This window comes from Photorhabdus luminescens subsp. luminescens (assembly GCF_001083805.1).
Lineage (GTDB): Bacteria > Pseudomonadota > Gammaproteobacteria > Enterobacterales > Enterobacteriaceae > Photorhabdus > Photorhabdus luminescens.
Genome location: NZ_JXSK01000001.1, coordinates 1,097,616 through 1,110,580, shown reverse-complemented (window position 1 = coordinate 1,110,580; position 12,965 = coordinate 1,097,616). Strand labels below are relative to the sequence as shown.

The window sequence follows — 12,965 nt, the reverse complement described above, 5'->3', positions numbered from 1 at the left end:
TAAGTGAACTTTTTTATGTAAAAATAATTCATTGGGTGTTTTGTGCCTAAATGTATTACGTGAACGATTATTAAGTTTATTCATGACGAATATTATGTCCGTGGCTGATATTAAAAAATTCTCGAAATAGATTAAAAATAGATCAAGTCATACTGAGTGAAAATAATAAATAACGGGTTAAACAGTCAAATGCTGAATAAAAGAGTGATAAAGGGAAGATAAAAAATAATACACCAAATGTAGTGACGAAAAAAGAAAATTCAGTAATATCTGATTCCCTACACAATTCAAAAGGATGAGAGTTAAATATGTATAAAAATATGTTAAATCCCGTAACATTAAGAAAAACAGAAAACGGACCTCAACTAAAAGGAAATGAGGACACATATGACACATCAATATTAAAAGGCAGTCCTGTAGGACGAAGGGATATTGGGAATTATGCGCCACTACCCGCTCAAGCAGAAGTTTTTCAAACAGTTGTTGACGAAAAAATAGCAAGTTTCAAAACAAAGGGAAATCCAATATCAATTGTTGTCTGGCGCAATAGCCAGACGGGGCTTACTCATATAATGGATGGTCAGCATCGGTTTATTGCTGCATGCATACTTGGAGTGCCTGTTAAATTAACGTGGAAAAAATTTGGTATACCACCCAATCGGATAGACTGGAGTGGTACGAAATTCTCAGATGGAATACCAGCTAAAACCAAGATATTTGGGAAATAATCTATTAAGTTATTTAATGTATATTAAGTGCGACTTGCGCTAATACAGAATTGAGAGTTGCCGGTTTTGGTATAAATTTGAAATCTTAAACAAAACGCCAGGTAACTCTCATGCTCCATGCTACCAACCTTATTATCAGATATAAAGCTGGCTGAATAATGCTTAGTTTTCTATTCTATTAAATCTAAAATTCTATACCCTTCATCTTTCAAGCTGCTGCTTTGTTGGCTGCTTTCACTCACCCCAGTCACATAGTTATCTATGCTCCCGGGGATTCGCTCCTTTGCCGTCGCGATGCAACTTGAAATCCATTGGGTATATAAGTGTCATTGATTATTATGTTTTTCAGAATAAAATTCTTGGTTGATTAATTTAAATCTGATCAAATTAATGGTTATTGCGACACTAGTAGAATGTTATTTAAATAATATCTTTTTATATGAGATTTCTAAAAAAAAGCAATTAAATTTTCATCAAATAACTGGCAAAAATTCACTTTTCTATAATGCTTAAATATAGCTGGTTGTGTCATACGAAAAACGAATAGCGTAGTCAAGTTAAATATTAAATAAGAGTCATCGGGAGCGCGTCTTTCGAGGGTTGCATTAGCTATACCGAGGTCTGACTTTATTAATGGGGGAAACATTATGTCCACTGATCCGCCGCTACATCAAGAAGATATTGTCGTGATACATGTTGCTACATCCGATGATTTGGTGAAGTTTGCCGATCAAGCACTCTTCTGGAATAAAGAAACCTATGAGCAGATGAAAACTGCGGAAGTGTTGTTTACACCAGCGGGAGAAACTCCACCTGGTTTGGGAATTAAATATGTCGCTACGCCCGATGATTTGGAGAAGTTTGTTGATGAAGAAGGTTATTGGAATGAGAAAACCTACCAACAGATGGAAGCTATAAGGGTGTTGTTTATACCCGCAGAAAAAATACGCGGTGTGGGGATTAAACATGTTGCCACACCCGATGATTTGGCGAAGTTTGCCGATAAAGAATTCTTTTGGAGTAAAAAAGACTACGAACAGCTAAAAGCCGCAGAGGTGCTGTTTGTGCCAAGAGAAGGAATGCCCGGTTCGGGGGGTAAATATATCGCCACGCCCGATGATTCGGTAAAGTTTACCGATAAAGCGGTCAATTAGAATAAAGAGAAGTATCAAGAGAGGGATAAAGCCAGAATATTATTTATCCCGAAAATAAAAGAATAGAGCGGCGTGTATTAACATCAACTTATCTGTCATTCTGAATTGGAGGTATTAATGGCTCACAATAAGATATCTACATCCAGCGAAAATAATTTGTTGGATAAAGAAGAAGTTAAGTCCTGGTTTAAATTATATTCTTTGCCGAAAAGTGAAAATTATACTCAATTGGTGCAAATAGCGGCGGAAGGTCGGCGTTTGGCCGGGCTGGACCCTAGTCAGGTCGATAATAATCCAGGGGCAGGATTGAACCGAGATCTGGATGAGGTGAATTTACTCTTAGTGAATCCCGGAGAAGGGATGCATATCGGGGAAGACCGTGAAATTGCGGTCAATATTGATAAGGACAGCGGCTTACAGTTTATTAATGGCGAATTGGGGTTACGCCCTGACTTTAAATTGTCGCTGGAATTGTTTGAGAGTTTTACAGAGGAACAACAACGAGAACTTTACCGTTGGCTGATTCATGCTGAGGAGATGGCAGCCAGTAAGGTGCAATTGCCCGCGTTTGATTTGCCGACCAATGGTAACAATAAAAACCTTGGCGCTGTTGTCAGTGTCAGCGGCGATGGGAAAACTATCGCGCTTAGTGGGGCAGAGGCTAAGGAACCTGTATATCTATTTTCTTATACCGATAACGGTTGGCGACAGCAATTCGCTGATTACGTCAGTGGTTATGGCGGCAGAGCGCTAAGTCTGAATCGAAATGGTAATGTTCTTGCGGTGGGTATTGATAACCGAAACAGTGATGGCGGGCATGGCTCAGTGTTCGTTTATCACAGATTGGCAAATGGCGCGTGGGAAAAATCGGCCAAACTTTGGCTTAGTGAGGCGAACGTTCAGCAGCATTTCGGTTGCGCTGTGAGCTTGAGCGCGGATGGCACACTATTAGCGGTAGGCTCTTATGGCTGGAGATCGGGTTTATTGACTAACTGCGGCGCAGCGTATCTTTATCAGTATGACGGGAAGAAATGGTCACAGCTTGGTGAGCGTCTGACCTTAGCTTCTCCGGCACAGGGCGATATGTTTGGCGGCAAACTAAGCTTGAGTGCGGATGGTTCAACCTTGGCAGTGGCGGCAACGGGGCGTAATGGTAATGGTGAAGTGACGATATTTCATCGTCATGGGGAATACTGGCAGCCGCAACTGCCGCTCAATTCGCTGACTTCGCCTTTAACCATCAGCAATGACGATTTTGGCGCCAGTCTCAGCCTGAGCGATAGCGGCAATATTCTGGCGGTGGGGTGTCCGGGAGAGAAGAACAATATTGGTGCGGTTTATTTGTACCAGCGTCATCGTAATGGATGGCAAGTTATAGGGATACTGAGAGAAGCGGTGACAGCCGGAGAAAGGTTTGGCAGCGAGTTGTCTTTGAGTAGTGACGGCCAGATACTGGTGGTGTCAACACCTGTTGGTAAAAATGACACAGGTGTGCAAACCGGTGCGGTATGGTGGTTTAGCTATCAGGATGAACAGTGGATTATGCAGGGCAGGTTACTGGAGCTGGATGGGGAATCAAACCATAAATTTGGCGCCGGTGTTTGTTTTAGCGGTGACGCCAATACATTGGCGATTGGCGCCAGTGGCTGGAAAAGTGGCGAAGGGAAAGTTTACCTTTACGACTAGCTAAATGAGGAAAAGACGATGGCGAAAGAGATAACAGATGAAACGGTCAGCCAGCTTAGTACCCACTTCGCCCCTGGCAAGATCCCGACTGAGGCTGCATTTTATTCACTGATTGATTGGGCCACATTGTGGCGACAGCTTTTTGGTTGGCAGGATGGTGATCAAGCTTATCATCCGGGGGTCGGATTGCAGATTATCGATAACCGTTTGGCGGTTAAGACTGGCGATAGCATCGCGGTGGAACCGGGAGGGCTTGCGTTAAGGCTACAGCCCAATGGGGGATTGATGTTGGATAAATCTGGGGCGTTGTCGGTGGATGGTACTGTAGCGGTTTCAGCACAAGCTTTTAAATTGCTTCCTGAGGAGACACGGAAACAAATTGCCGGGTTGTTATTGAATGCTGAGACAAAAGGCAGAAAACAGGGAACAGAAAACAGATGACGGTGACTGTCTAATACGGCTTTTGAGGAAATATTATGACTGATAAAGAAATTAGTTCTGTTGACTCATTGAAAGCGAGTTTTAAGTCCGGTGTTCCGCCCACGCCTGAAGCATTTTCCCTCTTGATTGATGAGGCATATAAGGCATATGAAATCATTGATGGTGATAAGGGTGATGGCCCGACCGCAGGGCTGAAACGAGATGACAAAGGAAAATTGGCCCTCAACACTCACCATTCTGGCGGGTTAAACCTTGAACAGAGGGCTTTGGCGTTGTCACTAAAGCCAGACGGTGGGTTTTCTTTTGATGGAGGAAGGCGTCTGAAATTGGATGCCGATCGGCAAGTTCAGTTTGCCGATTTTTTCAGTTTATCGCGGCGGGAGCGGATGGAGATCGCACAGTTGTTGGGTTTGAAACGCAGTACCAACACCAAGATGACGCGTATTGTTGCTCCTTCCCCTAAAGAGAATGAACGCTTTGGCACTTCTGTTAGCTTGAACGCGGCGGGAGATTGCTTAGTGGTTGGGATGGAGAAAGTGCTCTATTTGTATATGTGCCGGAAGGATGAGTGGTGGAATACAAGCACGCCCATTGTGTTTGAGGCTTATGGCGATAAATATCGCAGTGCTTCATGGAGTGTCGGTCTGGATGCGGAGGGAGATAACCTGGCAGTGGGATACTCAGATGAAACTGGTGCTCAAAAAGTGGAGGTTTGTGTGTATACGCGCACGAATGGCGTCTGGGATACAAAAAATCCCATTGTGTTTCCGATCGCGCGTTCTTATGGAAACTATGGTGTGAGTGTCAGCTTGAGTGCAGCAGGAAACTGTCTGGTGGTAATGGGGGACTATACGTTCTATGTGTATACACGCACAAATGGGATTTGGGACAAAGAAAACCCCATTCAGCTTCATTTTACGGATGTTGGTAACGGGGTTACCACGATTTGTCTGAGTGCCTCGGGAAACTGTCTGGCAGTGTATGGACGCTATTCTTATCATCCCGTACGAAACGCGGTTTATGTGTATACACGCACGAATGGGACTTGGGATACAGAATCCTCCGTTACGTTCCATCCCCCTGAAGATAGCTCACCCGGTTTTGGCAAGGTTTTTAGCCTGAATGCAGAGGGAGATCGTCTGGCGGTGGGGGCGGATGATGATTCACCCATTATTAATGGGAAGGTTTATCTGTATACGCGTACGAATGGGATATGGGATACACAAAATCCCATTAAATTTTCGGCTCCTGCAAGTGGCTTAACGTATTTTGGCTGCGCTGTCAAACTGAATGATGCGGGGGACCGTCTGGCAGTGGGGGCGGCTTCCCGAGTGTATGTGTATACCCATCTGAATGGTAAATGGAATATGGAAACGCCTATCGAGATTTTGGACCCTTCAGGCAATTTAGATAATGTAAATGGTTTTGGTAAGGCTGTCAGTTTGAATAAGTTAGGAACGAGTTTGGCGGTTGGTGCGGTTTTAACCAAGGTCGGTTCCGCTCCTGAGGCCGGTGCAGTCTATACCTTTGAGAATGTCAAATGAAGACAGAGGACAGAGGACAGAGGACAGAGGACAGAAAACGGAGAACAGAGAACAGGTGACGGTGACTGTCTAATACGGTTTTTGAGGACATATTATGACTGATAAAGAAATTAGTACTGTTGGCTCATTGAAAGCGAGTTTTAAGTCTGGTGTTCGGCTCATGCCGGAAGCATTTTCCCATTTGATTGATGAGGTATATAAGGCATATGAAATCATTGATGGCGTTCAGGGTGATGGCCTGACCGCAGGGCTGAAACGAGATGACAAAGGAAAACTGGCCCTCAACACTCGCCATTCTGGTGGGTTAAATTCTAATCAAGGCGCTTTGGCCCTATCACTGAAGCCAGAAGGGGGGCTCTCTTTTGATGGGGGAGGGTATCTGAAATTGGATGCCGATCAGCAGGTTCAGTTTGCGGATTTTTTCAGTTTATCTCGGCGTGAGCGGATGGAGATCACGCGGGTGTTGGGTTTGAAACGCACCATGATGACGCGTATTGTTTCTCCCACTCTCTCTCCCGAGGCGCGTGAATCCTTTGGCTATTCTGTTAGCTTGAATGCGGTGGGAGACCGTTTAGCGGTTGGGATGAATACTAAAATCTGTATATATACGCGCCGGAAGAGTGGTGAGTGGAATACAAGCACGCCTATTGTGCTTGAGTCTTATCAAAGTGATTCTTCATGGGATGTCAGTCTGAATGCGGCGGGAGATTGCCTAGCGTTGGCAAATAGGTTCAGACAGAGGGTTGGTGTACATATGCGTGCAAATGGCGTCTGGAATGTAAGAAAGCCCGTTTGGTTTCCGGCTCCGAGCCGCATTGAATTCTTTGGCCTGGGTGTCAGCTTGAGCGCAGCGGGAGATTGTCTGGTGACTGGGTGCGAATTCAAATCTGCGTTAGATTCTACGTTCCATATGTTTACACGCACGAACGGGATCTGGGATAGCGAAAATCCCATTAAGTTTCCGGTCCCTTCGAGTTCTTATGAATTTGGCAAGGCTGTCCGCCTGAGTGCCGCAGGAAACTGTCTGGCGGTGCATGGTTACGATGATTTCACAATAAGCACGATTTATGTGTATACACGTACGAATGGGATCTGGGATAGCGAAAACCCGATTAAGCTCAAGTTCCCTGAAGGCAGCTCATCCCTTTTTGGCAAGATTTTTAGCCTGAATGCAGAGGGAGATCGTCTGGCGGTGGGGGAGGTGCGTGATTATTTCCCCATTATTAATGGAAAAGTTTATCTGTATACGCGCACAAATGGGATCTGGGATAGCGAAAATCCTATTAAGTTTTCGGTTCCTGCAAGTGACGTAATAGATTTTGGACGCTCTCTCGAACTTAATGCTGCGGGAGATCGTCTGGCTGTGGGGGCGGCTTCCCGGGTGTATGTGTATACCTGTCTGAATGGTAAGTGGAATATGGAAACGCCGATGGAGATTTTGAACCCTTCAGGCAATTCAGATAATTTAAATGGTTTTGGTGGGCCTATCGGCCTGAATAAGGCGGGGACGAGTTTGGTTGTTAGCGCAACGTCAGAAAGTGTCGATTTTAAGCTCAAAGCCGGTGCAGTTTATATCTTTGAGAATATCAATTGATGCCTATACAGAAGACAGAAGACAGAAGACAGAAGACTGTCTAATACGGCTTTTGGGGAAATATGATGACTGATAAAGAAATGAATATTATTAACTCGTTGAAAACGAGTTTTAAGTCCGGTGTTCTGCCCACACCTGAAGAATTTTCTCACTTGATTGATGAGGCATATAAGGCATATGAAATCATTGATGGCGCTCAGGGTGATGGTCCGACCGCAGGCCTGAAACGAGATGATAAAGGAAAGCTGGCCCTCAACGTTCACCATTCTGGTGGGTTAAACCTTGATCAAGGCGCTTTGGCGCTATCACTGAAACCAGAAGGGGGACTCTCTTTTGATGGGGGAGGGTATCTGAAATTGGATGCCGATCGGCAGATTCAGTTTGCGGATTTTTTCAGGTTATCGCGGCGGGAGCGGATGGAGATCGCACAGTTGTTAGGTTTGAAACGCAGCACCAACACCACGATAACGCGTATTGTTTCTCCTTCCCCTAAAGCGAATGAGTTCTTTGGCGCTTCTGTTAGCATGAGCGCAGCGGGAGACTGTTTAGCGGTTGGGGTGGGTGATAAAGTCTGCGTGTATACAGGTCGGAAGAATGGGTGGAATACAAGCACTCCCGTTGTCTTTGAGGCTTATGGAAATAGACGTCGTAGTTCTTCATGGGATATCAGTTTGAATGCGGCGGGAGATTGCCTGGCGTTGGGATACAAAATTAGTTCTCAAAAAGCGGAAGCTTGTGTGTATATGCGTACGAATGGCGTCTGGGATACAAAAAATCCCGTGGTGTTTACGATCGAAAGTACAGAAGAATATTTTGTTGTGAATGTCAGCTTGAGTGGAGCAGGAGACTGTCTGGTGGTTGGGGGCGACCGCTATTCGTTTTATATGTATACACGTGTGAATGGGATCTGGGATAGAGAAAACCCCATTAAGTTGTCTCCTCCTGGGGCGGAAGGGGTTAGTCCGACTGTCTGCCTGAGTACTTCGGGAAACTGTCTGGCAGTGCATGGTTTCGATGTTTCTTATCCTCCTGATCCTGCAATAAACACGGTTTATGTGTATACACGCACGAATGGGATTTGGGATATAGAAAATCCCATTAAGCTTGTCCCTGAAGATGGCGTACCCCTTTTAAATTGGGTTTTTAACCTGAATGCAAAGGGAGATCGTCTGGCGGTTGGGGCGGATTATTATTTACCTACTAAGGGGAAGGTTTATCTGTATACGCGCAAAAATGGGATCTGGGATAGGAAAAATCCCATTAAGTTTTCGGCTCCGGCAAGTGGCGTAACGTATTTTGGCAACGCTATCAAACTGAATGATGCGGGAAACCGTCTGGCTGTGGGGGCGGCTTCCCGGGTGTATGTGTATACCTGTCTGAATGGTAAGTGGAATATGGAAACGCCGATGGAGATTTTGAACCCTTCAGGCGATTCAGATAATTTAAATGGTTTTGGTAAGGCTGTCGGCCTGAATAAGGCGGGGACGAGTTTGGCTGTTGGGGCAACGTCAGAAAGTGTTGATTCTAAATCCAAAGCTGGTGCAGTTTATGTTTTTGAGAATATCAAATGATGGTCTAATCTAGGGCAGCCCCATGCTTTGTATATATTACAAGGAAATGGGACTACCACAATGGGTGGTGATGCACTGATGCAGTGCGCGGCTAATGGTCGGTAAACTATATAACTAAGCCGCTGAAATTTACGTCAGACTCAGCGGATTCAATATTGTTTGAAAAAATAGTCAATCATTTCTTGTTCAAATTCTAAGGCATCACGTCGTTCTGCAAGGTAGCTTTTTAGTACAGTGAGTGAGCGTAAGCTTTCGCGCAGTTGGATTTCGTTTTCTATATTTTGCCGCAATTTTTTGCAATGTTCGTGGAGGTTATTCTCTATTGCTTTCGATGTTTCACCTCCCAGTGTGCGCCAAATCATGCCCGGTAATGAATCAGATTTTTTTAGCTGATTAAGTTCATTGGCTAATATATCTATACGTGCTTTGAGCAATTTATTGACGTCGGATATATCCCGGCTGTTAAAACTGAAAGTTGGATCAATGTACTGGTGGTACATGTTTATTATCGTCCAGACATCATTATCTTTCTTGGCTTGTGATAACTGTACCATCAATTGGTTTTTTTTCTTTTTCTCATCTAAATCCTGTTCACGATCTGGATGCAGTACCTTGGCTATTTTTCTATACATTTGGCTCACTTCCTGCGATTTAAACAAAGAATCCAGTTTTTTCTGGTCTTCTGCCGCAGGATCGAAGTCAGTGGTCTCTTCTGCATCATATTCATCGTGGAAATGTTCTGATTCCCGTTGAAAATGCTGTTCTATGGCGGCACGCATTTTTTCGGGATTTTTTATCATATCAAGTAATTCTTCATCAGATATTTCTTCATTAAGATCAAAATATTCATCAAAAGCCTGCCGGATCTCAGCCATCTGTTCTGGCGTCGGAATTTCCTCTTCTTTAAACGCATGAAGATTGGAAAAGTGATCGGTCAACTTATTGAGATCGAGGTTTTCGTTAAAGGGGTAAGTACATAACCCAGCAAGCTCTTCTTCTATCCAGGAAAATAATTCTCTTCGTTGGTTTTTCCCCAGCGATTTTTTATCGGCAAATGAAAGCAACCGCGCCGCTTTATCATATCTGGACTGCATATATTGATGTTCTACCGGTAAGATCTCCTGTTGAAAGCGCATGAACAATTCGTCTTGTTGCTGTTGTAGCTTGGCGATCTTCAATTGGTATTTTTCGATGGACTTCCAGTAAGTTTTGAATTGTTGCTGAGGCGTTTTTGGTATCTGTTGTCCGCTCGATTTGCTTTTTTTTAGTTTTTTGTGCATCAATGTGTTATTCCCAATATAGATCAATGAAATGAAGGGTGTTCTCGTTGTTAATCCATTAGCCCGATTTTTGATAATTCCCCGTTGTTGCTTATTCCTATTTTGCAGTATATTTTTGCAACACGCAAAACGTTATTGTTGAGCAATTGTTACGTTAGCTTACAAACGGTGATTTTTGCTAATCCGTTCTTCCCTGATTGCAACAACTGTTTCACAGTACATTTCGTTTCGTTTGAATTATTCATGCTTGAGGACTCTGTGAGCAGCGACGAAGCTCGGTTTGAACAGGAAGGTGGTACTTACAAATACGATCAAAACAATAAAAAGTAGCACTACCGCAATGGGCGGTAATGCACTGAATCAAACCTGAACTTTGTGGCCGGAAAGCATGCTGTAACGGGCAGCTTGGCCGTTTGAGCCATAAAGAGAAGGGCTATGGTGGCTTTTTAGAAAAGCGATAGCTTGGCTGTTTAGTTCAAGATGTTGGGTTAATAGCAGACCGTTATGGGTGTTTAAATCACGAACCCGGATAACCGCTTTGCCGATCTGTTGCCATAATGCGGCAAGCGCAGGTTGCTTATCATAAGGCGCGATGATGTTTAATGCTTTGCTCAAATTAAGACGTTGCTGTTCTGAATGGCTAAGCGCAGATAACAAAAAATTCTTTCGTTCTGTTATCTGGTGCAAATCTCGTGCTTCAATAAAACCTGCGCACAAAATACGCTGCTCTTCCGCCATAGTTTGGGTCAGCGAGGTCAAATAGGTCACTTGCTGTTCGAGTAATTGTTGTAGTTCTTCCATAGCGGGTGCAATTATTTCTTATCGTACTGAAAGTTTTCGGCGGCTTCTTTGAGCAAAGCGTCTGCGATTTTACCGCTGTTCATTTTTAAGGTTCCTTGAGCAATAGCTTCTTTCAACTTTTGCACCTTTTGGATATTAATATCCTGGCTGCTTGGTTGAACCAGTTTTGTTTGTGCTTCGCTCAGTTTTACTTGCGCATCGCTGCTTTGTAAGGTAACGCCGGAGGTTTTGCGGGTGCCCTGGGCGCTGCTTTCATTAGTGGGTCGCTGTTGAACCGCAGCGATTGCTAATAAGGGGTGAGTGCGTTCGATACTCATAATTATTATCCTTTGTGGCCAGGCATAGGTTCACCTATGGATCGGAGCAGGTTACATGCCATTTGCATACCTGCAAATCGTGCTCTGCTGGTTATATCGGCACAGTGAAAGAAAACTTTAGTAACTTATAACATGATTTTTACACTGCCGTTTTCTAATGCTTGGCCGGTTATAACATGCCCTGAATTCATTCGAACCCTGACTTTATCAGAAATGGCGGCGTTATTAATAGCTTTCCCTTCATGCCGTATCTGAAAGCCATTTCCCTGTACAATCACCATCACACTCTGGCCTGATCGTATAGCCCACGCGCGGCGTAACATATTACGTGTAATGACTTGCCCTGCCGGAATATTACGTATCGCAATGCTGTTTTTTATTTCATTTTTGTTAATAACCAGATCATGGGGGAGTTTTTCCAGTAATCCGCTTCTGATCTGCAAATCGCCCTCTGATAAAACATCATTACGTGAGAGGGCGCGGCGGGCAACCAGATAATTTCCTGTCACACTGACAGCGACTTGAATGAATTTGCGTTGTTGATGGCAGATAACCGGTAAAGAGAGATTTCCCCAATTTTGACCACCAATAGCAGGTTGAATTTCTGGCCGTTCACATTGGGGCCATTGTTGTTCAGGGGTCCTGATGTCAACAGAAACTTTGTGATGACTATCCTTATGTATCTGCTGGAAATAGTGCTCTATAGCTTGGGGTAAATTATTGCCCCATGCCATCGAAGTGATAAAGAAAAATGCGAACAGCCCGATAATATTTATAGCTTGCATCTTCTCGCTCTCATTATTTCTGTAGATGAATCCGTTGCTGTTTAGTCGCGTACTGTTTCGTCACGTATAAGTGTACCTGCATTGAATATCGGTCAATGGGATAAATAGCAATCCAATTAGCGTCTATTCATCCGATAGGCTTTTCTTTCTGCGTTTATTCTATTTACTGCGAATTTCGCGATCGCGAAAAGCGTTATTAAAGGTTCACAATACAGGTCAGTCACATCAGAGGGAGGAATATGCTCGATAAATTAGATGCAGCCTTTCATTTTCAGCAGGAAGCCCTGTCATTGCGATCACGGCGACAAGAAATATTGTCCGCTAACATCGCCAATGCGGATACGCCCGGTTATCAAGCGCGGGATATTGATTTCGCCACACAACTGAAAAAAACCATTGCACACGGTCGGGTCGCCGGAAACGGGATCGGGCTGACGCTGACATCCGATCGGCATATTCCTATTCAGCCTCAAAAGAGAATGGAGATGGACTTACTGTATCGGGTGCCTTATCAGCCGGCAATGGATGGCAACACCGTGGATATGGATATGGAACGCAGCAATTTTATGGATAACAGCTTGAAATATCAGGCTGAACTGACGGCGACCAGTTCTCAAGTTAAAAGCATGATGTCAGTCTTACAGCAAGGATAAGGGCAATGTCTTTACTTAGTGTTTTTGATATCGCCAGTTCGGCATTATCAGCTCAATCCCAACGATTAAATGTCAGCGCCAGCAATATGGCGAATGCGGATAGCGTTGCGGGGCCTGATGGTCAGCCATATCGGGCTAAACAAGTGGTTTTCCGTGTTGCCGCACCAGCAGGGCAAGAAACCGGCGGCGTCAGAGTCAGTGAAATTGTTGATGATCCCACCCCTTTCCGCCTTGAGTATCAGCCGGGACACCCGTTGGCTGATGAAAAGGGTTATGTGCGGATGCCAAACGTTGATGTGGTCGGAGAAATGATTAATACCATTTCCGCTTCCCGTAGTTATCAAGCCAACGTTGAAGTGCTTAATACCACTAAATCGATAATGTTGAAAACATTGACGTTAGGTCAGTAAC

General features: G+C 44.3%; 13 protein-coding genes. 9 read left to right on the top strand and 4 right to left on the bottom strand.

Going from position 1 to position 12,965, the window contains the following annotated elements:
* Positions 1-308: 308 nt before the first annotated feature.
* The 7 genes from TI10_RS04585 (at position 309) to TI10_RS04550 (ending at position 8,718) form a co-directional block, all read left to right on the top strand.
* A complete protein-coding gene (locus tag TI10_RS04585) occupies positions 309-728 on the top strand; it encodes a hypothetical protein (protein ID WP_049582038.1) in 420 nt (139 codons plus the stop codon).
* 647 nt (positions 729-1,375) lie between these two features.
* Complete coding sequence (locus TI10_RS04575) at positions 1,376-1,882, top strand: hypothetical protein (protein WP_049582036.1); 507 nt, start codon at positions 1,376-1,378, stop codon at positions 1,880-1,882.
* A 117-nt stretch (positions 1,883-1,999) separates the two neighbouring features.
* Positions 2,000-3,568 (top strand): WD40 repeat domain-containing protein, encoded by a 1,569-nt coding sequence (locus TI10_RS04570; protein WP_049582034.1) that lies wholly within the window; start codon positions 2,000-2,002, stop codon positions 3,566-3,568.
* Positions 3,569-3,586: 18 nt separating this feature from the next.
* The gene (locus TI10_RS04565; RefSeq protein ID WP_049582032.1) at positions 3,587-4,009 is read left to right on the top strand and encodes a hypothetical protein; all 423 of its coding nucleotides are present in this window, start codon (positions 3,587-3,589) and stop codon (positions 4,007-4,009) included.
* Positions 4,010-4,044: 35 nt separating this feature from the next.
* Positions 4,045-5,553, top strand: a complete 1,509-nt coding sequence (locus TI10_RS04560) for a hypothetical protein (protein WP_080984987.1) — start codon at positions 4,045-4,047, stop codon at positions 5,551-5,553.
* Between the two features lie 91 nt (positions 5,554-5,644).
* The gene (locus TI10_RS04555) at positions 5,645-7,147 is read left to right on the top strand and encodes a hypothetical protein (protein ID WP_049582030.1); all 1,503 of its coding nucleotides are present in this window, start codon (positions 5,645-5,647) and stop codon (positions 7,145-7,147) included.
* Positions 7,148-7,209: 62 nt separating this feature from the next.
* Entirely contained in the window at positions 7,210-8,718 is a 1,509-nt protein-coding gene (locus TI10_RS04550; RefSeq protein WP_049582029.1) for a hypothetical protein, read from the top strand.
* Positions 8,719-8,867: 149 nt separating this feature from the next.
* On the opposite strand, the gene TI10_RS04545 is transcribed toward TI10_RS04550, so the two are convergent.
* The 4 genes from TI10_RS04545 to flgA form a co-directional block, all read right to left on the bottom strand.
* Positions 8,868-9,998: a hypothetical protein gene (locus TI10_RS04545; protein WP_049582027.1), complete on the bottom strand. Its 1,131-nt coding sequence runs from the start codon at positions 9,996-9,998 to the stop codon at positions 8,868-8,870.
* A 360-nt stretch (positions 9,999-10,358) separates the two neighbouring features.
* Positions 10,359-10,799: a flagella synthesis protein FlgN gene (locus TI10_RS04540; protein WP_049582026.1), complete on the bottom strand. Its 441-nt coding sequence runs from the start codon at positions 10,797-10,799 to the stop codon at positions 10,359-10,361.
* An 11-nt stretch (positions 10,800-10,810) separates the two neighbouring features.
* Complete coding sequence (gene flgM / locus TI10_RS04535) at positions 10,811-11,116, bottom strand: flagellar biosynthesis anti-sigma factor FlgM (RefSeq protein WP_049582025.1); 306 nt, start codon at positions 11,114-11,116, stop codon at positions 10,811-10,813.
* A 125-nt stretch (positions 11,117-11,241) separates the two neighbouring features.
* Positions 11,242-11,901, bottom strand: a complete 660-nt coding sequence (gene flgA / locus TI10_RS04530; protein WP_049582023.1) for a flagellar basal body P-ring formation chaperone FlgA — start codon at positions 11,899-11,901, stop codon at positions 11,242-11,244.
* 239 nt (positions 11,902-12,140) lie between these two features.
* On the opposite strand from flgA, the gene flgB reads away from it, so the two are divergent.
* The gene (gene flgB / locus TI10_RS04525) at positions 12,141-12,554 is read left to right on the top strand and encodes a flagellar basal body rod protein FlgB (RefSeq protein ID WP_036807421.1); all 414 of its coding nucleotides are present in this window, start codon (positions 12,141-12,143) and stop codon (positions 12,552-12,554) included.
* 5 nt (positions 12,555-12,559) lie between these two features.
* Positions 12,560-12,964, top strand: coding sequence for a flagellar basal body rod protein FlgC (gene flgC, locus TI10_RS04520; RefSeq protein WP_036775735.1), 405 nt, complete (start codon positions 12,560-12,562; stop codon positions 12,962-12,964).
* Position 12,965 lies beyond the last annotated feature (1 nt).